This is a genomic window from Cellulomonas iranensis NBRC 101100 = JCM 18110 (assembly GCF_001552375.1).
Taxonomy (GTDB): Bacteria; Actinomycetota; Actinomycetes; order Actinomycetales; family Cellulomonadaceae; genus Cellulomonas; species Cellulomonas iranensis.
In genome coordinates this window covers 57,743-80,763 of sequence record NZ_BCRB01000006.1, presented here as the reverse complement: position 1 = coordinate 80,763, position 23,021 = coordinate 57,743, and the positions used below count along the sequence as shown (strand labels likewise).

General features: G+C 74.6%; 21 protein-coding genes. 13 read left to right on the top strand and 8 right to left on the bottom strand.

The window, feature by feature from the left end; genetic code table 11:
• From CS2_RS02100 to CS2_RS02075, 6 genes are all read left to right on the top strand, one after another.
• A partial coding sequence (locus CS2_RS02100) for an FHA domain-containing protein (RefSeq protein ID WP_217997349.1) occupies positions 1 to 653 on the top strand: 653 nt, incomplete at its 5' end.
• Between the two features lie 78 nt (positions 654 to 731).
• Complete coding sequence (locus CS2_RS02095) at positions 732 to 2,207, top strand: outer membrane protein assembly factor BamB family protein (protein ID WP_070318684.1); 1,476 nt, start codon at positions 732 to 734, stop codon at positions 2,205 to 2,207.
• Between the two features lie 205 nt (positions 2,208 to 2,412).
• Positions 2,413 to 4,185, top strand: a complete 1,773-nt coding sequence (gene leuA, locus CS2_RS02090; RefSeq protein ID WP_070318683.1) for a 2-isopropylmalate synthase — start codon at positions 2,413 to 2,415, stop codon at positions 4,183 to 4,185.
• Positions 4,186 to 4,395: 210 nt separating this feature from the next.
• Entirely contained in the window at positions 4,396 to 5,127 is a 732-nt protein-coding gene (gene recO / locus CS2_RS02085; RefSeq protein WP_070318682.1) for a DNA repair protein RecO, read from the top strand.
• Positions 5,128 to 5,175: 48 nt separating this feature from the next.
• Positions 5,176 to 5,961, top strand: a complete 786-nt coding sequence (locus CS2_RS02080; protein WP_070318681.1) for an isoprenyl transferase — start codon at positions 5,176 to 5,178, stop codon at positions 5,959 to 5,961.
• Positions 5,962 to 5,995: 34 nt separating this feature from the next.
• Complete coding sequence (locus CS2_RS02075; RefSeq protein ID WP_046528648.1) at positions 5,996 to 6,352, top strand: VOC family protein; 357 nt, start codon at positions 5,996 to 5,998, stop codon at positions 6,350 to 6,352.
• A gap of 22 nt (positions 6,353 to 6,374) precedes the next feature.
• Here CS2_RS02075 and CS2_RS02070 read toward each other — a convergent pair whose 3' ends face one another.
• The 4 genes from CS2_RS02070 to CS2_RS02055 are packed head-to-tail and all read right to left on the bottom strand — an operon-like array spanning position 6,375 to position 9,692.
• The gene (locus CS2_RS02070; RefSeq protein WP_233421034.1) at positions 6,375 to 6,959 is read right to left on the bottom strand and encodes a DedA family protein; all 585 of its coding nucleotides are present in this window, start codon (positions 6,957 to 6,959) and stop codon (positions 6,375 to 6,377) included.
• A 32-nt stretch (positions 6,960 to 6,991) separates the two neighbouring features.
• On the bottom strand, positions 6,992 to 7,915 hold the full coding sequence (locus CS2_RS02065; protein WP_163275799.1) for a metal ABC transporter permease: 924 nt from the start codon (positions 7,913 to 7,915) through the stop codon (positions 6,992 to 6,994).
• A 41-nt stretch (positions 7,916 to 7,956) separates the two neighbouring features.
• Complete coding sequence (locus CS2_RS02060) at positions 7,957 to 8,727, bottom strand: metal ABC transporter ATP-binding protein (RefSeq protein WP_052748231.1); 771 nt, start codon at positions 8,725 to 8,727, stop codon at positions 7,957 to 7,959.
• Complete coding sequence (locus CS2_RS02055; protein WP_156441950.1) at positions 8,724 to 9,692, bottom strand: metal ABC transporter substrate-binding protein; 969 nt, start codon at positions 9,690 to 9,692, stop codon at positions 8,724 to 8,726. Before CS2_RS02055 ends, CS2_RS02060 begins: the two co-directional genes overlap by 4 nt.
• Before the next feature lie 163 nt (positions 9,693 to 9,855).
• Between CS2_RS02055 and CS2_RS02050 the strand changes: the two genes are divergently transcribed.
• On the top strand, positions 9,856 to 11,244 hold the full coding sequence (locus CS2_RS02050; protein WP_070318679.1) for a glycine--tRNA ligase: 1,389 nt from the start codon (positions 9,856 to 9,858) through the stop codon (positions 11,242 to 11,244).
• Between the two features lie 4 nt (positions 11,245 to 11,248).
• Complete coding sequence (locus CS2_RS02045) at positions 11,249 to 12,103, top strand: nucleotidyltransferase domain-containing protein (RefSeq protein WP_233421033.1); 855 nt, start codon at positions 11,249 to 11,251, stop codon at positions 12,101 to 12,103.
• A gap of 67 nt (positions 12,104 to 12,170) precedes the next feature.
• On the opposite strand, the gene CS2_RS02040 is transcribed toward CS2_RS02045, so the two are convergent.
• The gene (locus CS2_RS02040) at positions 12,171 to 12,833 is read right to left on the bottom strand and encodes a hypothetical protein (protein ID WP_070318678.1); all 663 of its coding nucleotides are present in this window, start codon (positions 12,831 to 12,833) and stop codon (positions 12,171 to 12,173) included.
• Between the two features lie 90 nt (positions 12,834 to 12,923).
• Here CS2_RS02040 and dusB point away from each other — a divergent pair, with 90 nt between their 5' ends.
• Positions 12,924 to 14,117, top strand: a complete 1,194-nt coding sequence (gene dusB, locus CS2_RS02035; RefSeq protein WP_046528644.1) for a tRNA dihydrouridine synthase DusB — start codon at positions 12,924 to 12,926, stop codon at positions 14,115 to 14,117.
• A gap of 46 nt (positions 14,118 to 14,163) precedes the next feature.
• Here dusB and CS2_RS02030 read toward each other — a convergent pair whose 3' ends face one another.
• Positions 14,164 to 14,832, bottom strand: a complete 669-nt coding sequence (locus CS2_RS02030; RefSeq protein WP_070318677.1) for a class I SAM-dependent methyltransferase — start codon at positions 14,830 to 14,832, stop codon at positions 14,164 to 14,166.
• Positions 14,833 to 14,894: 62 nt separating this feature from the next.
• On the opposite strand from CS2_RS02030, the gene CS2_RS02025 reads away from it, so the two are divergent.
• Positions 14,895 to 15,992: a carboxylate-amine ligase gene (locus CS2_RS02025; protein ID WP_070318676.1), complete on the top strand. Its 1,098-nt coding sequence runs from the start codon at positions 14,895 to 14,897 to the stop codon at positions 15,990 to 15,992.
• Between the two features lie 57 nt (positions 15,993 to 16,049).
• Here CS2_RS02025 and CS2_RS02020 read toward each other — a convergent pair whose 3' ends face one another.
• Together CS2_RS02020 and CS2_RS02015 are read right to left on the bottom strand one after the other, a co-directional pair.
• A complete protein-coding gene (locus CS2_RS02020; RefSeq protein ID WP_070318675.1) occupies positions 16,050 to 17,765 on the bottom strand; it encodes a glycoside hydrolase family 13 protein in 1,716 nt (571 codons plus the stop codon).
• A 99-nt stretch (positions 17,766 to 17,864) separates the two neighbouring features.
• The gene (locus CS2_RS02015; RefSeq protein WP_070318674.1) at positions 17,865 to 18,944 is read right to left on the bottom strand and encodes a LacI family DNA-binding transcriptional regulator; all 1,080 of its coding nucleotides are present in this window, start codon (positions 18,942 to 18,944) and stop codon (positions 17,865 to 17,867) included.
• Between the two features lie 170 nt (positions 18,945 to 19,114).
• Between CS2_RS02015 and CS2_RS02010 the strand changes: the two genes are divergently transcribed.
• The 3 genes from CS2_RS02010 to CS2_RS02000 all read left to right on the top strand — a co-directional run bounded on the left by CS2_RS02010 (position 19,115) and on the right by CS2_RS02000 (position 23,002).
• Positions 19,115 to 20,350 carry a sugar ABC transporter substrate-binding protein gene (locus CS2_RS02010; protein ID WP_070318673.1) on the top strand — a complete coding sequence of 412 codons (1,236 nt, stop codon included), beginning with the start codon at positions 19,115 to 19,117 and terminating at the stop codon, positions 20,348 to 20,350.
• Positions 20,351 to 20,459: 109 nt separating this feature from the next.
• Positions 20,460 to 22,094, top strand: a complete 1,635-nt coding sequence (locus CS2_RS02005; RefSeq protein ID WP_070318672.1) for an ABC transporter permease subunit — start codon at positions 20,460 to 20,462, stop codon at positions 22,092 to 22,094.
• Positions 22,094 to 23,002 (top strand): sugar ABC transporter permease, encoded by a 909-nt coding sequence (locus CS2_RS02000; RefSeq protein ID WP_070318671.1) that lies wholly within the window; start codon positions 22,094 to 22,096, stop codon positions 23,000 to 23,002. Before CS2_RS02005 ends, CS2_RS02000 begins: the two co-directional genes overlap by 1 nt.
• Positions 23,003 to 23,021: the final 19 nt, after the last annotated feature.

Below are 23,021 nucleotides of genomic sequence, written 5' to 3'. Positions count from 1 at the left end.
CCCCCGCCCCCAGCGCCCCGGCGGTGGACGACGCGCCGTTCCGGCCGCCCGCGGCGGCCGCCGTGCCGCCGCCCTTCACCGGCGCGACGCCCGTCGTCGGTGCGCACCGCGCCGGGCCGCCGACCGACGGCCTCGTGCTCGCGCCGCTGCACCAGCAGCGCTCGGCGCCCGACCTCGACACCCGGGCGATCCCCGTGGTGCGCGCCGAGGACCCCGCGCTGACCTTCGGGCTCGCGCCCGAGCTCGAGCTGACGCGCCCCGCGCCGCCGCGGACGGACGTCCTGCCGGAGCCGCGTGCGGCGGCGTCCGGGCTGCGGGTCACGCTCGACGACGGTCGGGTCCTGACCGTCGAACGCGTGGCCCTCGTCGGCCGCAACCCCACGCCCGCGCCCGCCGTGCAGGTCGTGCGCGTGGTCGACCCCGGACGGTCGGTGTCCAAGACGCACCTCCAGCTCGAGGTGGACGCGACGGGGGCGTGGGTCGTCGACCGTGGCTCGACCAACGGGACGGTGGTGACGCTGCCCGACGGCGGGCAGGTCGTGTGCCGCGTCGACCATCCCGTACGCCTGCGCGAGGGCGTCGTCGTCGCGTTCGGCGACCGGTCGTTGCGCGTCGTGCAGGTGCCCGCCCGGGGGGCCGGCGACCCCGCGTAGCACGCGGCGCGAGGGCCGTCCGGGGGTCGTCGGCCGGAACCCCTCCCGGCGGTGACGGCCGTGGCCTAGGGTCGGCGCATGGGCGGCACGCGCCCGGGCGCGCGGATGCGACCGGTCGAGCTTGTCGACGAGGACGACGAACGTCCGACGTCGGTCACGTCCGCGCGCCACGGAGACGCCGGGCCCGGTGACGACGGGCCCGACGACGGCTCGACCGCGGGAGCCGGCGGCCCGTCGTGGCGCCGGTGGTGGCCGTGGGTCGTCGGGGTCGCGGTCCTCGCGGTGTCGTCGGCGGGCGTCGCGACGGTGCAGGCCGACGCGCTCGCGCGCGAGCGCGCCGACCGGATCGCGCGCGTCCCGGGCATGGTCCGGCCCGTCGAGCAGGCCCCCGCGGTGCGGTGGCGTGCACCGGCCGAGGGCCCGGCGCCGGCCGTCGCGGCGGGCGGTGCGCTGGTCCTGCTGTCGGTCGCCGACGGCACGTGGACCGCCCGTGCGCACGACCCGGCCACGGGCGACGTGCGGTGGGAGCTCCCGCTGGTCGAGCAGCCGGGCGCCGGGTTCGAGAGTCTCGTGGTCACGTGCGCGGCGGGCGACGCGCAGCAGGACGTGCTGCTGTGCGCGTGGGCCGAGCCGGACGTGCTGTACGGCGGCGCCGAGGTGACGACGCCGTACGCGCCGCCGACGCGCGTCGTCGCGGTCGACCCGGCCGACGGTGCGGTGCTGGGGGAGTGGGAGGCCGCGGGGCCGACGCTCGGCGTGACGCGCGTCGACGACGACCTCGTGGTGGCGGTGGCGCGGCCCGACCGCCGGGTGACGGTCGAGCGCCGGGCCGGCACCAGCGGCGAGGTGCGCTGGTCGTGGACGTCGCCGGAGTCGCTCGTGGACCCCACCGGGGTGCGCGTCCCGCCGCGGCTCGTCGCCGACCGGCGGGTCGTCACGATGGCCGGCATCGCGCCCACCGTGCTCGACGCGCGCAGCGGCGACGTCATCAGGTCGGGCGGGCGCGGGCGGCAGATGCTCGCGCGCGGGCTGCCCGACGGCGGGTACGTCCTGTGGGTCTGGACGGTCGGGGCCGAGCTGCGCGCCGCGGACGGCACGGTGCGCGGCGAGGTGCCGGCGCTCCCGGTGCGCGTCGTCACGGACGGGTCGCTCGACGGGTGGCTGCTGGTCGACACCGGCAACCAGGTCGAGGCCGTCGCGGCGCAGGACGGTGCGCCGCTGTGGCGGCTGACGACGCCCGCGGAGCCGGTCGCGGCGGTGGACGGTGTCGTGGTGCTCGCCCGCGACGCGACCGTCCTGGTCGTCGACGGCGGCGACGGCCGCGAGCTGTGGGAGCGGCGCGAGCCGCGCGAGGTGCTGTCCGACCCGGTGACCGACGGCCTGCACGCGATCGTCGCCGTGCCGGGCCGCGACGCGACCGACCTGGTGGCCCGGGGACTGCACGACGGCGTCCTGGCCTGGGACGTCGCGCTGCCCGCCGACGTCGAGCAGGTCGTCGCGGTGGGTGGCCGGCTCGTCGCGCTCACGGGTGCGGAGGCGCTCGTCCTGGGGTGAGCGCCGCGGCGGTGCGCGCGGTCGGCGCGTCCGACCCGTGGCCACGGGTTGCGGCCGTGGCCACCTACGGGGGTATGGTCGGCGCGTGCGTACACGCTCGCTGCTCCTTCGTCGCCGCGACGAGGCCCTCTAGGCCGGCTCCTCGTCGCGGAGTGCTGGCGTGCCCGGCTGACGACACCGTCCGCACCGTGACGAAGGACCCCCGATGAGCAGCCAGACCCCCGTGACGCCCGCCCCGGCCGCGCAGCGCAACCCGCAGCAGCCGTCCGGCATGCCGGTGCACCGCTACCGCCCGTTCCACGAGCAGATCCGCGTCGAGCTGCCGGACCGTACGTGGCCCGACAAGCGCATGACGCAGGCGCCGCGGTGGTGCGCGGTCGACCTGCGCGACGGCAACCAGGCGCTGATCGAGCCGATGAGCCCGGCGCGCAAGCTCGAGATGTTCGAGCTGCTGGTCGCGATGGGGTTCAAGGAGATCGAGGTCGGCTTCCCGTCGGCGTCGCAGACCGACTACGACTTCGTGCGCATGCTCATCGAGGAGGAGCGCATCCCCGACGACGTCGTCATCCAGGTGCTGACGCAGGCACGCGAGCACCTCATCGAGCGGACCTACGAGTCGCTCGCGGGTGCCAAGCAGGCGATCGTGCACCTGTACAACTCGACGTCGACGCTGCAGCGCGAGGTCGTGTTCCGCTCCGACGAGGACGGCATCGCCGACATCGCCGTCTCGGGCGCGCGGTTCTGCCGCAAGTACGAGGAGCTGATCCCCGACACCGAGGTGTTCTACGAGTACAGCCCCGAGTCGTACACGGGCACCGAGCTCGAGTACGCCGTCCGCGTGTGCAACGCCGTGCTCGACGTCCTGGAGCCGACGCCCGAGCGCCCGGTCATCATCAACCTGCCTGCGACGGTCGAGATGGCGACGCCCAACGTCTACGCCGACTCGATCGAGTGGATGAGCCGTCACCTGCACCACCGCGAGTCGGTCGTGCTGTCGCTGCACCCGCACAACGACCGCGGCACCGCGGTCGCGGCGGCCGAGCTGGGGTACCTGGCCGGTGCGGACCGCATCGAGGGCTGCCTGTTCGGCAACGGCGAGCGCACGGGCAACGTCGACCTGGTCACGCTGGGCATGAACCTGTTCAGCCAGGGAATCGACCCGCAGCTCGACTTCTCCGACATCGACCGCATCCGGCGGACCGTGGAGCGCTGCAACCAGATGCCGGTGCACGAGCGGCACCCGTACGGCGGCGACCTGGTGTTCACGGCGTTCTCGGGCTCGCACCAGGACGCGATCAAGAAGGGCCTGGACGCGATGGAGGTGCGCGCGGCCGCGCAGGGCGTCGCCGTCGCCGACGCCGAGTGGGCCGTGCCGTACCTGCCGATCGACCCCAAGGACGTCGGCCGGTCGTACGAGGCGATCATCCGCGTGAACTCGCAGTCCGGGAAGGGCGGCATCTCGTACCTGCTGAAGTCCGAGAAGGACCTCGACCTGCCGCGCCGGCTGCAGATCGAGTTCTCGCAGGTCGTGCAGCAGCACACCGACCAGCACGGCACCGAGGTCACGGCCGACGACCTGTGGTCGATCTTCAACGACGAGTACCTGCCGGTGACGCCGGGCGGTCCGCTCGCGCCGTGGGGCCGGTTCTCGCTGCGCGGCACGCGTGCCACCAGCACCGAGGGCGGCCAGGACACGCTCGAGGTCGACCTCGTGGACCGCGGCGTCGAGCGCACCCTGACCGGCACCGGCAACGGCCCGGTCGCCGCGTTCGTCGCGGCGCTCGCCCAGGTGGGCGCGGACGTGGCGGTGCTCGACTACGCCGAGCACGCGCTGTCCGCCGGCGGTGACGCGACCGCCGCCGCGTACGTCGAGTGCGCGATCGGCGACGACATCCTGTGGGGCGTCGGCATCGACCCGTCCATCACGACGGCGTCGCTCAAGGCGATCGTCTCCGCGGTCAACCGGCACGAGCGCTGACGCGCCGTCCCCTGATCGTCCGTCCCGGCGCGCGCACGAGCGCGCGGGGCCGGACCCGCGGGGCGCGGCGGCGGCGACCCCGTCCGTCGTGCCCCGCGTCCCCCGTGCCGCCGACCCGTCGTCGGCGACCCCGACCCACGGCCCGGCCCCGGCGCACCCACCCGCGCGCCGCGTCCGGTCCGTGTCGGCGGCACGGGGGACAATGACCGCGTGAGCCTCTACCGCGACGAGGCGATCGTGCTGCGCACCCACAAGCTGGGGGAGGCCGACCGCATCGTCACCCTCCTGACGCGCGAGCACGGCAAGGTGCGCGCCGTCGGCAAGGGCGTGCGTCGCACGACGTCGCGCTTCGGCTCGCGGCTCGAGCCGTTCATGCACGTGGACGTGCAGCTCAGCACGGGCCGCAACCTCGACGTCGTGACGCAGGTCGAGACGCTGGGCCCGTACGGCCGCCACGTCAGCGAGGACTACGCGCTGTACACCGTGGGCACGGCGATGCTCGAGACGGCCGAGCGCCTCGTCGAGGCCGAGCGCGAGCCGTCGGTGCAGCAGTACCGCCTGCTGGTCGGCGCCGTGCGCGCCCTGGCGACGCGCGCGCACGCGCCGGGGCTCGTGCTGGACTCCTACCTGCTGCGGGCGCTCGCGGTCGCGGGCTGGGCGCCGAGCTTCACCGACTGCGCGCGTTGCGGCGCGCCGGGCCCGCACCACGCGTTCGCGCCCGCGGTCGGCGGCGCGGTGTGCGGCGCGTGCCGCCCCCCGGGTGCGGCGGCACCGGCGCCCGAGACGTTCACGTTGCTCGCGGCGCTGCTCTCGGGCGACTGGGACGTCGCCGACGCGAGCGCCGAGCGGCACCGCGCGGAGGGCAACGGGCTCGTCGCGGTGTTCTGCCAGTTCCACCTCGAGAGGCGGCTGCGGTCGCTGCCGATGGTCGAGCGGGTCTGATCCCCGCCGGGCGGCCCAGCGCACCGGACGGCCTGGCACGATGTGTCCGTGCCCCGCGAGATCGTGCCGCCCTACCCGCACCCGTCCGGCGCCCGTCCGCCGCAGATCCCGCGGCAGTTCGTGCCGCGGCACGTCGCCGTGGTCATGGACGGCAACGGGCGGTGGGCCAACGCGCGCGGGCTGCCGCGCGTCGAGGGGCACCGCGCGGGCGAGGCGTCGCTGCTCGACGTCGTGGCCGGGGCCATCGAGATCGGCGTGCAGCACGTGTCGGCCTACGCGTTCTCGACCGAGAACTGGTCGCGCTCGCCCGAGGAGGTGCGGTTCCTCATGGGCTTCAACCGCGACGTGCTGCGCCGACGGCGCGACCTCATGCACTCGTGGGGCGTGCGGGTGCGCTGGGCGGGTCGGCGGCCGCGCCTGTGGCGCTCGGTCATCTCGGAGCTCGAGGAGGCCGAGCGCCTCACGGTCGACAACACGACCTGCACGCTGACGATGTGCGTCAACTACGGCGGCCGCGCCGAGATCGCCGACGCCGCGCGGCAGATCGCACGCGAGGTCGCGGCCGGCCGGCTCAACCCCGAGCGGGTGACCGAGAAGACCGTGCAGCGGTTCCTCGACGAGCCGGACCTGCCCGACGTCGACCTGTTCCTGCGGTCGTCGGGCGAGCAGCGCATCTCGAACTTCATGCTCTGGCAGTCGGCGTACGCCGAGATGGTGTTCCTCGACGAGCCGTGGCCCGACGTCGACCGGCGGCACCTGTGGCGCGCGGTCGAGACGTACGCGCGCCGCGACCGGCGCTACGGGGGAGCGGTGGACGCCCCGGCGACCTCCTGACCCGGATGTCGGTGCCGGTCGCTACGGTCGCCCCATGAGCCTGACGCTGAACATGGTGACCTTCGACACGACCGACCCGCGCGAGCTGGCCGCCTGGTGGCGCGACCGGACCGGCGCCGCCGTGGTGCACGAGGACGACGGGTTCGTCGTCCTCGCGCCGCCCGCGGGGCTCCCGGCGCTGGGGTTCCAGCGCGTGGCCGACGTCGCACCGGGCAAGAACCGCGTGCACCTCGACCTCGCGGCACCGGACCCGGCCGCCGCGGTCGCGGACCTCGTCGCGGCCGGTGCCACCCGCGTCGGTGACCACGGGCTGGCCGACGGGTTCACCTGGACGGTCCTGGCCGACCCGCACGGCAACCAGTTCTGCGTGTCGGCGGCGCACGCCGACTGACGCGGCGCGGGCGCGGCGGGCGTCAGCGTGAGCCGGAGGACGCCGGCTCGTCGACGGCGGCGGCCTCGGCGGGGGCCGTCGTGCGTCGACGTGCCGCGGTGATCACGCCGGCGGCGACCGCGGCGAGGACTGCTCCCAGGACGACGAGGCCCCACGGCGACCCGGTGGCCAGGTTCAGGGCGCCCCAGACCGCGCCGATCCCGACGGTCCCCCAGATCACCGCCCACGCGACCGCGCCGGGCAGCGACGCGAGCGTGAAGCGCAGGTAGGGCATGCGCACGAGGCCGGCCGCCGCGAAGACCGCCGTCTGCACACCGACGGTCACGTAGGCCACGGTCACCGCCACCGGGCCCCAGCGGTGCACGAGCGCGACCCCGCGGCGGGCCGCGGGCGTCGACGTCAGGCGTGCCGTGCGGTCGACCGTGCGCTGCCACCAGGCGGGCCCGTGGCGGTGCTCGCCCTCGTAGCGCGCACCACGCGCGACGCCGCGTCCCGCCCAGTAGGTGAGGTGGGAACGGGCCAGGACGATGACGAACAGGCACAGCAACGCGACCGCGACGGGCATCCCGTCGAGGCCGTACCCCTGCAGGACCTGTGCCAGCGTCACCGTTCGATCCTACGTCGCGCGCGGGCGCGGCCTCACGGCCGTCGCGGCGCCGTGGGGGCCTCGTGCCCGGCGTCCGGTGCGCACGCCGCGTCGACGGCCGGCACGAGCACGTCGTCGGACATGTCGGGGTGCGGGTCGTGCGCGGTGCGCCGGCGTGCGAGGACGGGGTGCAGCAGCGCCGAGAGCGCGTAGAGGACGATCGCGAGCACCACGATCGTCGCGCCCGGCGGCACGTCGTTCCAGTACGTGACGACGAGCCCCACGACGCTCACGGCGACGCCGATCCCGCTGGCCACGGCCATGGTGCGGCCGAACGAGCGCGCGTAGAGCTGTGCGACGGCGACGGGCACGATCATGAGCGCGCTCACCAGCAGCAGCCCGACCACGCGCATCGCGATGGTCACGGTGAGCGCGGCGAGCGTCGCGACGAGCATCGACACCAGGCGCACCGGCAGCCCGCTGGCGCGCGCGAACTCCTCGTCGTGGCTCACGGCGAACAGCGTCCAGCGCAGGCCGACGCCCACGCCCAGCACGAGGACCGCGAGGGCGACGGTCCACCACAGGTCACCGGTCGAGACGGTCGAGATCGAGCCGAACAGGTAGCTCATGAGGTTGGCGTTGGTGCCGCCGGCGACCTTGATGAGGAGCACGCCGCCGGCGATGCCGCCGTAGAACATGATCGCGAGCGCGAGGTCGCCGCTCGTGCGGCCGCGCTCGCGCACGAGCTCGATCACGACGGACCCGACGACGGCCGCCACGACCGCGCCGGGTACCGCGAGGGCGTCGGCGGGGGAGACGGCCGCCCAGCTGCCCACGAGCCACCCGAGCGCGACGCCCGTCAGCGCGACGTGCCCGATCCCGTCGCCCATGAGCGCCATGCGGCGCTGCACGAGGAACGTGCCGACGACGGGTGCGGCGGCGCCGACGAGCACCGCGGCGATCAGCGCGCGCTGCATGAGCGGCGAGCCGAGCAGTGTCAGCACCTGGTCCCACGCGCTCACGGGGTCACCTCCAGCGTGAGGTCGGGGCCGTCGGCGGGCGGCTCGGGGTCGGCGTGCGGGTGCAGGTGGTCGTGCTCGGCGTGACCGTGCTCGCCGCGCGCGGGCGGCGGCGGGCCGTCGTGCACGACGCGGCCGTGCCGCAGGACGACGGCCCGGTCGATGAGCGGCGCGAAGGGCCCGATCTCGTGGAGGATGACGACGACCGTGGTGCCGGCGTCGCGCAGCCGCGACAGCGCCGTGACGAACGTGTCCTGCGTCGGCAGGTCGATGCCCGTGGTCGGCTCGTCGAGCACCAGCAGTGCGGGCTCGCGGACCAGGGCGCGCGCGATCAGCACGCGCTGCTGCTGCCCGCCGGACATCTCCTGCACGCGCCGGTCGACGAGGTCCTCGACGCCCAGCGCGGCGAGCGCCGCGGTCGCGCGGGCACGCCGGTCGCGCGGGGGGCGCAGCCGACGGCCGTGCAGCAGGCCGGACACGACGACCTCGAGCGCCGTGGTCGGGACGCCGCCCGCGGCGGCCATGCGCTGCGGCACGTACCCGACGCGCTGCCACGGCACGCCGCGGCCGAGCGGCTCGCCCAGGAGCCGGACGTCGCCGGACGCGAGCGGCACGACGCCGAGCAGCGCGCGCACGAGCGTGGACTTGCCGGAGCCGTTGGCGCCGAGCAGGGCGACGACCTGGCCGGGGGGCACCGCGAGGTCGACGCCGCGGACGATGGGCTGGCCGCCCAGCGTCACGTGGACGTCGGTGGCGTCGATCGCGTTCACGAGCAGGACAATGCCACGCGCAGGGCCTCGAGGTTCGCCTGCGCGATCGAGAAGTAGTCCTGCGCGTCGTCCGTCAGCCCCTCGATCGGGTCGAGGACGGCGGTCTCGACCCCGAGGTCGGACGCCAGGGTCTGCGCGACCTTCGGGGACGCGAGCGTCTCGAAGAAGATCGTCGTGACGCCCTCGGCGCGGACGAGGTCGCCGACCTCGCGCAGCCGTGCGGGCGAGGGCTCGGTCTCGGGGTCGACGCCCGCGATGCCGACCTGCTCGAGGTCGTAGCGCTGCGCGAGGTACCCGAACGCCTCGTGCGTCGTGACGACCGTGCGGCGTTCGCACGTGGCCAGCCCGGCGGCGTACGCGTCGTCGAGCTCGCCGAAGCGTGTGCCGAGCGCGGCGGCGTTGGCGCGGTAGGTGTCGGCGCCGTCGGGGTCGATCTCGCTCAGCGCGTCGGCGACGGCGTCGGCCACGGCTGGCATGCGCGTGGGGTCGAGCCAGAAGTGCGGGTCGAGCCCGCTGTGGTCGTGGGCGTCGTCGGCGTGCTCGTCGTCCTCGCCGAGCTCGTGCGAGTGGCCCTCCTGCGCGGTCGTCTCGAGGTCGGCGACCTCGGCGGCGTCGACGACGTGCGCGGGACCGGCCTCGGACACGGCGGCGTCGACGGCGGCCTGGAAGCCCGACTGGTAGACGACGAGCTGCGCGGCGGCGACGGACGCGACCTGCGCGGGCGAGAGCTCGACGTCGTGCGGCTCGGCGCCGGGCGGCGTCAGCGAGCCGACGTCGACGCGGTCGCCGCCGACCTGCTCGGCGACCATCTGCAACGGGTAGAACGACGCGAGGACGCTGAGGGTCCCGTCGTCGCCGCCCGCGGCGGTCGAGCACGCCCCGAGGGCGAGCACGGGGACGGCGAGCGCGGCCGCGAGGGTCGCGGTGCGGGAGCGGAGGGGGGTGCGGCGGATGCTGCTCGACATGAGACCCATTCTCAGGTTGGCGAGAACCGTTGTCAAAACAGTCTCCCCGCCGCCGCGCGGACCGGTCCGGTCCGGAGGTCCCGCACGCGCGACCGATAGCCTGTCCCGGTTGTCCCCCGCGGCACCCAGCCGCGGGCTTCCTCGACCCAGGAGAAGAACCACCGTGGCTGCCGCACCGTCCCGTCTCGACGCCGTCGTCTCCCTCGCCAAGCGCCGGGGATTCGTGTTCCCCAGCGGCGAGATCTACGGCGGCACCCGCTCCGCGTGGGACTACGGACCGCTGGGCGTCGAGCTCAAGGAGAACATCAAGCGCCAGTGGTGGCGCGCGATGGTCCAGAGCCGCGAGGACGTCGTCGGCCTGGACTCGTCCGTCATCCTGCCGCGGCAGGTCTGGGTGGCCTCGGGCCACGTCGGCGTGTTCACCGACCCGCTGACCGAGTGCCTCTCGTGCCACAAGCGGTTCCGCGAGGACCACCTGGTCGAGGAGTACGAGGCCAAGAAGGGCCGCGCGCCGGAGCACGGCCTCGGCGACATCGCCTGCCCCAACTGCGGCACGCGCGGCCGGTGGACCGAGCCCCGCGACTTCAACATGATGCTCAAGACGTACCTCGGCCCGATCGAGGACGAGTCGGGCCTGTACTACCTGCGCCCCGAGACCGCGCAGGGCATCTTCGTGAACTTCAAGAACGTCTACACCTCGGCGCGCATGCGCCCGCCGTTCGGCATCGGCCAGATCGGCAAGTCGTTCCGCAACGAGATCACGCCCGGCAACTTCATCTTCCGCACGCGCGAGTTCGAGCAGATGGAGATGGAGTTCTTCGTCGAGCCCGGCACCGACGAGACGTGGCACCAGTACTGGATCGACACCCGCACCGACTGGTACGTCGACCTCGGCATCGACCGCGAGAACCTGCGCCACTACGAGCACCCCGCCGAGAAGCTCTCGCACTACTCCAAGCGCACGGTCGACATCGAGTACCGGTTCGGCTTCACCGGCAGCGAGTGGGGCGAGCTCGAGGGCATCGCCAACCGCACCGACTTCGACCTCGGCACGCACAGCGAGCACTCGGGCCAGGACCTGTCGTTCTTCGACCAGGCCAAGAACGAGCGCTACGTGCCGTACGTCATCGAGCCGGCCGCGGGCCTCACCCGCTCGCTCATGGCGTTCCTCGTGGAGTCGTACCACGAGGACGAGGCCCCCAACACCAAGGGCGGCGTCGACAAGCGCACGGTGCTCAAGCTCGACCCGCGCCTCGCGCCGGTCAAGGCCGCCGTGCTGCCGCTGTCGCGCAACGAGGCGCTCAGCCCCAAGGCGCGCGACCTCGCCGCCGAGCTGCGGCGCAGCTGGAACGTCGACTTCGACGACGCCGGCGCGATCGGCCGCCGGTACCGCCGGCAGGACGAGATCGGCACGCCGTTCTGCATCACGGTCGACTTCGACACGCTCGAGGACCAGGCCGTGACGATCCGCCACCGCGACGACATGTCGCAGCAGCGGGTCGCGCTCGACCGGGTCACGGCCTACCTCGCGCAGCGCCTCGTCGGCGCCTGACGTCGTGCCCGGCGCGCCGCGCGTCGCGCCGCGCGGCCACGACCTGCCGGGGTCCCTGGACCCCGCGGTCGTGGCCGCGGTCGACGCGCGCCTGGCCGGCGTCGCGGCGGCCGAGGGCGTCCACGTCGCCTGGGCGGTCGAGTCCGGGAGCCGGGCCTGGGGCTTCCCGTCGCCCGACTCGGACTACGACTGCCGCTTCCTGTACGTCCGCCCGGTCGCGCGCTACCTGGACCCGTGGCCGCCGCGCGACGTGGTCGAGACGCCGCTCGACGCGGTCCTCGACGTCAGCGGCTGGGACGTGCTCAAGGCGGTACGGCTGGCGGTCAAGGGCAACGCCACCGTCGGCGAGTGGCTGCGGTCCCCGCTCGTGTACGGCGGGGAGGCGGGCTTCCGCGACGAGCTGCTGGCGCTCGTCGACGCGGTCGGCGACCGCGCCGGGCTGGTGCGTCACCACCTGCACGTCGGCACGGACCACTGGCGTCGCAGCGGCGCCGCCGACGGCGCGCGCGTGCCGCTCAAGCGGGTGTTCTACGCGGTCCGGCCCGCCGCCGTCCTGCACTGGCTCGCGGCGCACGACGCGCCCACGCCACCCATGAACCTCGGCGAGCTGCTCGACCAGGCGCCGCCGCCCGCCGAGGTCCGCGCGGCCGTCGACGACCTCGTCGCGGCCAAGGCCGTCACGCGCGAGCTCGGCGACGGCGTCGTGCCGGACGTGCTGCGCGCGTGGGTCGAGGCGCGGTTCGCGGGCGCCGAGGCGGCGCTCGCCGGGGGTGCGGGGGGCACGCCCGAGGAGCCGCGCCGCGCCGAGGTCGCGGACCGGTTCCGCGACCTGCTCGCGCGGTGGGCGCCCGACGGCTGACGAGCGCGCCGCCCCGCGCGGACCCGCGTGTCGTCGCCGGTCGGCGGGCGGAGGCCCCACGGCGTCGTCAGCTGCCGGGAACCGGGTTCCACGGCCGCTCGACGGTGCCGATCCAGCGCTGCGGTGCGGCCGCGGCGACGGCCTCGGCGGTCGCCCGCGCGACGTCGGGCGACGGTGCGAGGAACAGCCGGTAGCGCACGGGCGGGAGCCCGTCGACGGGGGCGGGATCGGCCGGCACGTGCAGGAGCCGTCGCGACCGGCCGCCGAGCGTCGCCTCGCTCATCCAGATCTCGAGCGACCAGCCCTGCACGCCGATCAGCGCGTTGCCGATCGCGGCACCCGCGCTCAGGGCGACGGGCTTGCGCATGTAGGACACCGCGACCGCGCCGACCTCGTCCCACGACGCGAGCCGTACGCGGTCGTGCCCCTGCCACCAGTCCAGGCCGTCGTGGTCGACGAGCAGGCCGGCCGGGCGCCGCAGGTTCCGTAGCGTCACGACCCCGCCCAGGGCCACCGCACCGAACAGCAGCACGCCGCAGATCAGCACGACCCGCGCCACGGCGATCGTGGTCGGGTCGTCGTTCTCCGAGGTCAGCGGGCCGGCGAGCATGACGCCGCAGCCGACCGCGAGCAGCGCGGCCAGCGCGACGCCCACGGTCAGCAGCGGCGTGGCGCCCCCGCGGAAGTCGATGCGCACGGCGCCGGGCGGGGGCGGGGGCAGGTCGGTCACGCCGGGACGCTAGCCGCGCCGTACGGGCCGTCACAACCGCTGCGGGGTGCGGGCGTGGGCCGCGGCGGGGCCGTGGGGGACAATGGGCGGGTGCCCGCGTCCACCCCCGTCCCCGCCACGCCCGTGACCGGCGCGAGCCCCGCGCTCCCGCCGCTGCGCATCGGGCCGATCACGGTCGACACGCCCGTCGTGCTCGCACCGATGGCCGGTGTCACGAACGCGGCGTTCCGGCGGCTGTGCCGCGAGTCGGGGGCCGGGCTGTACGTCGCGGAGATGCTGACGAGCCGCGCGCTCGTCGAGCGCAGCCCCGAGTCGTTCCGGATCATCGCGTTCGAGCCCGACGAGGTGCCGCGCTCGGTGCAGCTCTACGGCGTCGACCCGACCACGGTCGGCGCGGCGGTCCGGCTGCTGGTCGAGGAGGACCGCGCCGACCACGTCGACCTGAACTTCGGCTGCCCCGTGCCCAAGGTGACGCGCCGCGGCGGCGGCGCGGTGCTCCCGTGGAAGCGGGACCTTTTCGCGGCCATCGTCCGCGCGGCCGTCGACGCGGCGCGCCCGCACGGCGTGCCGGTGACCGTGAAGATGCGCAAGGGCATCGACGAGGACCACCTCACGTACGTCGAGGCCGGGCTCGTCGCGCAGGACGCGGGCGTCGCGGCGGTCGCGCTGCACGGGCGCACCGCCGCCGACTACTACTCGGGCACGGCCGACTGGGACGCGATCGCCACCCTCAAGGAGGCGGTCACCGACATCCCGGTGCTCGGCAACGGCGACATCTGGTCGGCCGAGGACGCGCTCGCGATGGTCGCGCACACGCGCTGCGACGGCGTGGTGGTGGGTCGCGGCTGCCAGGGTCGACCGTGGCTGTTCGCCGACCTCGCGGCGGCGTTCGCGGGGTCCGACGTGCGCGTGCGGCCCGGGCTGCGCGAGGTCGCGCAGGTCGTCCGTCGGCACGCCGAGCTCATGGTCGACACGTTCGGCGACGAGGGCAAGGCGCTGCGCGAGATGCGCAAGCACATGGCCTGGTACCTCAAGGGCTACGTGGTGGGCGGCGAGACGCGCGCCCAGCTCGGGCTCGTGTCGTCGCTCGCCGAGCTCGACGACCGGCTCGCGGGGCTCGACCTCGACCAGCCGTACCCGGGCGAGGCCGCCGAGGGTCCGCGCGGCCGCGCCGGGTCGCCCAAGCGTCCGATCCTGCCGTACGGGTGGCTCGACTCGCGCGAGCTGTCGGAGGAGTTCCGGCGCGACCTGCACGAGGCCGAGCTGTCGGTCTCGGGCGGCTGACGCGGACGTCGACCACCGGCCCCGTGCCGCGGGCCGCGCCGGCCGCTCAGCCCGGTCGGCGCGCGAGCAGGAACGCCTGCGCGTGCCGCTCGTGCGCCTCGGCCTCGCGCACGACCCGCGCCCGCACGTCCAGCCCGGCGCCTGTGAGCACGCCGGCCAGCTCGTCCGGCCGCCAGAGCCAGGCGTCCAGGTCGACGTCGTGCCCGTAGGCGCGGGACAGGTGCCGCGGTCCGTCGCCCGCCTGGACGCCGACCAGCAGGTGCCCGCCGGGTGCGAGCACGCGGTGCAGCTCGGCGGCGACGCCCGGCAGCTGCGCGGGCGGCACGTGGATCAGCGAGTACCAGGCCAGCACGCCGGCCTGCGACACGTCGGCGTACGGCAGCGCGGCCAGCGACCCGACCACGAACGGCAGCGTCGGGTGTGCGCGGCGCGCGGCGGCCACCATCGCGGACGACAGGTCGAGGCCGTGCGCCGCGAGCCCGAGCGCGGCGAGGTGCGCGGTCATGCGGCCCGCGCCGCACCCCATGTCCGCGACCGGGCCCGTCGTGCCGACGAGCGTCGCGAACGCCCCCACGGTCGCGAGGTCGAGGGGCGTCTCGGCCTCGGTGCCCGGCAGGAGGGCCGCGTACGCGTCCGCGACCGTGTCGTAGGCGACGCGCACGCGCGCGGCGTGCGCGTCCGGGTCGGTCGGTCCGGGGGCGGTCGTCGCGGGCACCGGGAGAGCCTACGCAGCGGCTCGGCGCGCGCACCCGCCCGCGGGGCAGCAGACTGCACGGCGTGCGGAGCATCGGTGTCGAGGAGGAGTACCTGCTGGTCGACGGGCAGGGTGTGCCCACGGGCGTGGCCGACGCGGCCGTGCGCGCGTTCGAGCGCTCGGGGGGTGAGCAGGACCCGACGCCCGGCGGCGGTCTCGAGCACGAGCTGCAGGAGCAGCAGGTCGAGACCGGCACGCCGCCGCGCGTCGACCTGGCCGACGTGGCCGACGAGGTGCGGGCGGGCCGGCGCCGCGCGTCGGACGCCGCGCTCGCGGCCGACGCGCGGCTCGTCGCGCTCGCGACGTCGCCGCTGCCCGGCCCGACGACGCTGACGCACGGCGCGCGGTACGAGGCCATCGCGCAGGCCTACGCGCTGACGGTCCGCGAGCAGCTCACGAGCGGGTGCCACGTGCACGTCGCGGTCGCGGACGACGACGAGGGCGTCGCGGTGCTGGACCGCATCGGGCCGTGGCTGCCGACGCTGCTCGCGCTGAGCGCGAACTCGCCGTACTGGCGCGGCGAGGACTCGGGGTACGCGTCGGTCCGGGCGCAGCAGTGGAACCGCTGGCCGACCGCCGGGCCGACAGCGGTCTACGGCTCGGCCGCGGCGTACCACGAGGCCGTCGCCGGGCTGGTGGCCTCCGGCGTGGCGCTCGACGCCGGCATGATCTACTTCGACGCCCGGCTGTCGCAGCGCTATCCGACGGTCGAGCTGCGCGTCGCGGACGTGTGCCTGCGCGCCGACGACGCGGTGCTGGTCGCCGCGTTGTGCCGCGGTCTGGTCGAGACGGCGGCGCGCGAGGCGTCCGACGGCGTGCCCCCCGCCGTGCACCGGGTCGAGCCGCTGCGGGCCGCGACGTGGCGGGCCGCGCGCTCGGGCCTCGCGGGCGACCTGCTGGTGCCGCCGTCGATGACGCCGGTGCCGGCGCGTGACGCGGTCGTCGCGCTGCTCGACCACGTGCGACCCGCGCTCGTCGACGCGGGTGACCTCACGACCGTGCAGGACCTGCTGGCCCGGCTGTGGGAGCGCGGCACGGGTGCGGACGAGCAGCGCGGCTGGGCGCGCGACGGCGGCCTGCCCGCGGTCGTCGAGCAGGCGGTCGCCGCGACCCTGGCGTGACGCCGACGGCCCGGCCGCCGTGGGGCGACCGGGCCGTCGTCGAGCGTGGCGCCGGCGTCAGGACGCGCGCAGCCAGACCGTCGTGCCGGCCGGGAGCAACCCGCCGTCGAGCGGGCCGGACGCGAGCAGCACCTGCGCGCCCGCGGGCAGCGCGACGGCCTCGTCGTCGAGGTTCGCGACCACCACGACGTCGCGGTTGCGGAACGCCAGGACGTGCTCGGAGCCGTGCCCCTCGAGCCACTCCAGGCCGCCCGCGCCGAGGTCCTCGGTGCGGCGCGTGCGCAGCGCCGAGCGGTACAGCTCGTACGTCGACCCGTCGGTGCGGCGCTGCCGGTCGGCGGCGAGCTCGGCCCACTCGGCGGGCTGCGGCAGCCACGTGGCGCCGGTGGGGGAGAACCCCAGGCCGGGCGCGTCGCCCTCCCAGGGCAGCGGCACGCGGCAGCCGTCGCGGCCGCGCTCGCCGCCGCCCGTGCGGAAGAACGCGGGGTCCTGGCGCAGGTCGTCGTCGAGCGCGGTGTGCTCGGGCAGCCCGAGCTCCTCGCCCTGGTAGACGTACGCCGAGCCGGGGAGCCCGAGCATGAGCAGCGTCGCGGCGCGGGCGCGCCGCAGGCCGAGCGCGGCGTCGGGCTGCTCGTCGCCGTGGCCGATGCCGTTGGGGCGGTGCGTCGGGTCCGGCAGCCCCAGGCGGGACGCGTGGCGCACGACGTCGTGGTTCGACAGCACCCACGTGGTCGGTGCGCCGACCGCGTCGTTGGCCGCGTACGACGACGTGATCACGCGGCGCAGCGACGGACCGTGCCAGCCGGCCGCGAGGAACGCGAAGTTGAAGGACTGGTGCGCCTCGTCGGGCCGCACGTAGCGCGCGAGGCGGCTCAGCGGCTCGACCCACGCCTCGGTGACCATGGCGCGGTCGCCGTCGTACGTGTCGAGCACGCGACGCCACGCGCGGTAGATCTCGTGCACGCCGTCCTGGTCGAACATCGGTCCGCGGTTGCCCGAGCCGTCGACCGCGTCGACGCCGTCGACGTCGTCGGAGCCCTCGATCATCGTGACGTGGCCGTCCCAGTCGGGCAGGCCCGGCTGCTTGACCATGCCGTGCGCGACGTCGACACGGAACCCGTCGACGCCGCGGTCGAGCCAGAAGCGCAGGACGTCCTCGAACTCCTCGCGGACCTCGGGGTCGTCCCAGTTGAGGTCGGGCTGCTTGCTGTCGAACAGGTGCAGGTACCACTGGCCGGGCGTGCCGTCGGGGTCGGTCGTGCGCGTCCACGCGGGGCCGCCGAAGATCGACTCCCAGTTGTTGGGCGGCAGCTCGCCGTGCTCGCCCCGGCCGTCGCGGAAGTGGTAGCGGGAGCGCTCGCGCGAGCCCGGGCCGGCGGCGAGCGCGGCCTGGAACCACACGTGCTCGTCGGACGTGTGGTTCGGCACGAGGTCGACGATGACGCGCAGGCCGAGCTCGTGCGCGCGCGCGACGAGCGCGTCGGCGTCGGCGAGCGTGCCGAACAGCGGGTCGACGTCGCGGTAGTCGGCGACGTCGTACCCGGCGTCGGCCTGCGGCGAGCGGTAGAACGGCGAGAGCCAGACCGCGTCGACGCCGAGGTCGACGAGGTGCTCGAGGCGCGACGTGACACCGGGCAGGTCACCCACGCCGTCGCCCGACGCGTCCGCGAACGAGCGCGGGTAGACCTGGTAGATGACGGCGGTGCGCCACCACTGCGTCCCGGTGTCGGGGTGGTGCGCGATGAGCTCGGTCGAGGGGGACGCGAGGGTCACGGGGTGCCTTCCTGCAGGGTGCGGGGTCGGGGGACGGCGCGGAGGGCGCCGCCGGGGCCCACGGGGGCGCCGGGGGTCGGGCGGGGACGACGCGCGCAGTCAGCGCGCGGCGGGGACCGCGGCGGCGACGGGCGCGTCCGCGGGCGCCGCGGGTGCGCTGCCGGTCGAGCCGCGCACGACGAGCTCGGGGTGGAACAGCAGCTCGGCGCGCGCGGCGCGCGTGCCGGTGATCTCGGCGACGAGAGCCGAGACCGCGGCGTGGCCCATCGCGGCGACGGGCTGGCGCACGGTCGTCAGCGGCGGGTCGGTGAACGCCACGAGGGGCGAGTCGTCGAACCCGACGACCGACACGTCCTCGGGGACGCGCAGGCCGAGCTGGCGAGCGGCGCGCACGGCGCCGAGCGCCATGAGGTCGGAGCCGCAGACGACCGCGGTGTGCCCCGACGCGAACAGCTCGGTCGCGGCGGCCTGGCCGCCCTCGACCGTGAACAGCGTCGAGACGACGTGCGCGTCGGCGTCGGTGGCCCCGAGGTGCTTCTCGAGGAGCGAGACGAACGCGTCGCGCTTACGCTGCGAAGGGACGAAGCGCGTGGGCCCGACGGCGAGCCCGATCGCACGGTGGCCGAGGGAGTACAGGTGGCGGAACGCCTGGTCCATCGCGGCGGAGTCGTCGGTCGACACCGCCGGGGCGTCCACGCCCTCGGCATAGCCGTTGACGAGCACGAGCGGCACGCCGCGCCCCCGCAGCCGGTGGTACCGGTCCTTGCTGGCGGTGGTGTCGGCGTGCAGGCCCGACACGAAGACGATGCCGTCGACGGAGTGCTCCATGAGCAGCTCGACGTACTGGTCCTCGGTGGTGCCGCCGGGGGACTGCGTGCACAGCAGCGGCGTGTACCCGCGGTCGCTGAGCATGGTCTCGATGATCTGCGCGAACGCGGGGAACACGGGGTTGGTGAGCTCGGGGACCACGAGCCCGACGAGACCGGCGGAGCGCATCCGCAGCTTCTCGGGCCGCTCGTAGCCGAGCATGTCGAGCGCCGTGAGCACCGCCTGCCGCGCCTGCGCGGACACGCCCGGCTTGCCGTTGAGCACGCGCGACACCGTCGCGGTGCTCACCCCGGCCTGCTCGGCCAGGTCGGTCAGTCGTGTGCGCACAGACGGCAGCGTAGTCGGGGTCATCGGACCTCCTCGTCCTGGTGCCGCTCCTCGTGCGGAGCACGCTGTGAAACCGTTGCCTGAAAGTTACCGTAACGATTTGCAGCAACGGGTGCAACGCACCTACCTTCACGTCATGGGCCGACGGCGGCACGACCGGCGTCGGTGAGTCGAACGACTACAGGAGACGAACGATGCGACGAGGCATCCCGGCCGCAGCGGTGGCGCTCGGCCTCGCACTCACGCTCACGGCGTGCGGCGGTTCCAGCGACGACACCACGGGCGGCTCGACGCCCGGCAGCACGGCCGACGGCGGCTCGGGCGACGGCCTCGTCGTCTGGGTCGACGAGACCCGGAAGGACGCGGTCGAGCAGGCCGCCAAGGCGTTCGAGGACGAGAACGACGTGGACGTCGAGCTCGTGCTCAAGAACTTCGAGGACATCCGCGCGGACTTCCTCGCGCAGGTCCCCACGGGCGAGGGCCCCGACATCACCGTCGGCGCGCACGACTGGCTCGGCGAGCTCACCACCAACGGCGTCGTCGCCCCCATCGAGCTCGGCGACAAGACCGCCGACTTCGAGGACGTCGCGATCCAGGCGTTCACGCAGGACGGCCAGGTGTACGGCCTGCCCTACGCGATCGAGAACATCGCCCTCATCCGGAACACCGCGCTGGCCGCGACCGCGCCCGCGACGTGGGACGAGGCCGTGGCCGCCGGGCAGGCCGCCGGCACCAAGTACCCGTTCCTCATCCAGACGAGCACCGAGGGCGACCCGTACACGTACTACCCGCTGCAGACGTCGTTCGGCGCGCCCGTGTTCGCGCAGAACGCGGACGGCTCGTACACGGCCGACCTCGCCATGGGCGGCGCGCCCGGGCAGGCGTTCGCGACGTGGCTGCAGGCGCAGGGCGCGGCGGGCGTGCTGTCGACCGACATCACGTACGACATCGCGGTCGAGGCGTTCAAGAACGGCGAGTCGCCGTTCATCGTCGGCGGCCCGTGGATGCTCGAGCAGTTCGCGGACCTCGACCTCGCGATCGACCCGGTCCCCGCGGCCGGGCCGCAGGCCGCGCAGCCGTTCGTCGGCGTCCAGGGGTTCTACGTCTCGGCGCAGAGCGACAAGGCGCTCCTGGCGAACGACTTCCTCGTCAACTACATCGCGACCGACGAGGCGCAGCTCGCGCTCTACGAGGCCGGCAACCGCCCGCCGGCGCTCAAGTCGGCCGCCGAGCAGGCGTCCGCCGACCCGATCACCGCCGGCTTCGCGGCCGTCGGCGCCGACGCGGTCCCGATGCCCTCGATCCCCGAGATGGGCTCCGTCTGGGCCTTCTGGGGCGTCACCGAGGCGAACATCATCTCCGGCCAGGCCGACCCGGTCGCGGCGTGGGACAAGATGATCGCCGACATCCAGGGAGCCATCGGCTCCTGACCCCCTCGCTCCGGTCGCGCCGCGGATCCCCCCGCGGCGCGGCCGGGCGGTCCGGTCCACCTTCTGCGGCGCACCGACGCGCCGACCTCCACCGCTCGGAAGGCGCGCGATGTCCACGCAGGCTCCCACGGTCGACGGCACGAGCGACGCCGTCACACCACCGGGTCCGTCCGGCCCCACCGACCGCCGCGCGGGCCGCGGCCCCGGGCGCGGCCCCGTCCGGCCCGGCACGCTCGTGAAGATCGCACTCATGGCGGTCGTGAACGCGCTCGGCGTGTTCGGGATCCTCGCGGCGTGGCGCGAGGGCAGCATGGGCATCCTCGTGTCGATGGTCGCGCTCGTCGCGGTCGCCGACTGGGTGTACTTCTCGCGGCGCTCGCTGCCGATGAAGTACATCCTGCCCGGGCTCGCGTTCCTGCTGGTCTACCAGGTGTACGTCGTCGCCTACACGGGGTTCGTCGCGTTCACCAACTACGGCGACGGCCACAACTCCACCCAGGAGCAGGCCGTCGAGGCGCTGCTCATCCAGAACGAGCGCCGCGTCGAGGGCTCGGCCTCGTACCCGTTGACGGTCGTCGAGCGCGGCGGGCAGCTGGGCTTCGCGGTCGTCGAGGACGACGAGGCGCTCGTCGGCACGGCCGACCAGCCGCTCGCCGCGGCCGACGGCGCGACGGTCGAGGACGGCCGGGTCACGCAGGTGCCCGACGCGACCGTGCTGGGACGCCAGGAGATCCTGGCCCGGCAGGCCGAGGTCACCGCGCTGCGCGTGCCCGTCTCCGACGACCCGAACGACGGCTCGATCCGCACGCAGGACGCGCGCACCGGCTTCGTGTCGACGCCGTCGCTCACGTGGGACCCCGAGGCCGACACGATGACCGACGTCGCCACCGGCACGGTGTACCGCGCGACGTCCGAGGGCTGGTTCCAGTCGGACGACGGCCAGCGGCTCAACGTCGGCTGGCGCGTCATGGTCGGCTTCGACAACTTCCGCACCGCGTTCGGCGACGAGCGCTACGCGGGGCCGTTCCTGCGCATCCTGGCGTGGACGTTCGCGTTCGCGATCCTGTCCGTCGTCACGACGTTCCTGCTGGGGCTGTTCCTCGCGATCACCTTCAACGACACGCGGCTGCGCGGGCGCAAGATCTACCGCACGCTGCTGATCTTCCCGTACGCGATCCCGGGGTTCCTCGCGGCGCTGCTGTGGTCCGGCCTGCTCAACCGGTCCTTCGGGTTCGTCAACCAGGTGCTGCTCGGCGGGGCCGCGGTGCCGTGGCTCACCGACCCGTGGCTCGCGAAGCTCTCGGTGCTCGGGGTCAACCTGTGGCTCGGGTTCCCGTACATGTTCCTCATCTGCACCGGGGCCCTGCAGTCCCTGCCGTCCGACGTGCTCGAGGCCGCCAAGGTCGACGGCGCGAGCGCGATGCGCACGTGGCGCTCGGTCACGCTGCCGCTGCTGCTGGTCGCGACCGCACCGCTGCTCATCTCGTCCTTCGCCTTCAACTTCAACAACTTCACGCTCATCTACATGCTCACGGGCGGCGGGCCGCGGTTCGCCGACGCGTCCGTGCCGCTCGGCCACACCGACATCCTCATCTCGATGGTCTACTCGGTGTCCGGGCTCGACGGCACGGCCGCGAAGAACTACGGCCTGGCCAGCGCGTTGTCGATCGTCATCTTCGTCATCGTCGCGACGATCTCCGCGATCACCTTCAAGCGCACCAAGCAGTTCGAGGAGATCAGCTGATGACCACGTCGCACGTCACGCCCACGCGCACCGCCGCGGCCCGCGCCGCCGCCCCCCGGATGCGTCCGCACCGCTGGTTCGCCGAGCTCGGGTGGCGGCACCTCGTCGGGGTCGTCGCCGTCGTGTACGCGGTGTTCCCGATCGTCTACGTCATCTCCGCCTCGCTCACCGACGGCGGCACGCTCACGGGCTCCAACCGGCTGTTCGCGTCGCTCAGCCCCGCCAACTACGAGGCGCTCGGCGGCACGATGTTCTGGACGTGGCTCGGCAACTCCCTGCAGATCGCGATCGCCACCGGCGTCGGCACGGTCCTCATGGGCGCCGCGGCCGCCTACGCGTTCTCGCGGTTCCGGTTCACGGGGCGCCGCGCGGGCCTCACGGCGCTGCTCATCATCCAGATGTTCCCGCAGATGCTCGCGTTCGTCGCGATCTTCCTGCTGCTCATCGGCCTCGGCAACGTCGTCCCGTCGCTCGGCCTCAACAGCAAGCTCGCGCTCATCGCCGTCTACCTGGGCGGCGCGCTCGGCGTGAACACGTTCCTCATGTACGGGTTCTTCAACACCGTCCCGCGCGAGCTCGACGAGGCCGCGAAGATCGACGGCGCGACGCACGCGCAGACCTACTGGACGATCATCCTGCGGCTCGTCACGCCGATCCTCGCGGTCGTCGCGCTGCTGTCGTTCATCGCGACGTTCGGCGAGTTCATCATCGCGCGCCTCGTGCTGCAGTCCGAGCGCAACTGGACCGTGGCCGTCGGGCTGTACGGCTGGGTGTCGTCGCTGCTCGAGGCCAACTGGGGGCTGTTCGCGGCCGGTGCGGTGATCGCCGCGCTGCCGGTGCTGCTGCTCTTCCTGTTCCTGCAGAAGTACATCGTGGGCGGGCTCACGGCGGGCTCGGTCAAGGGCTGAGCGGTCCCGCTGCCCTCCC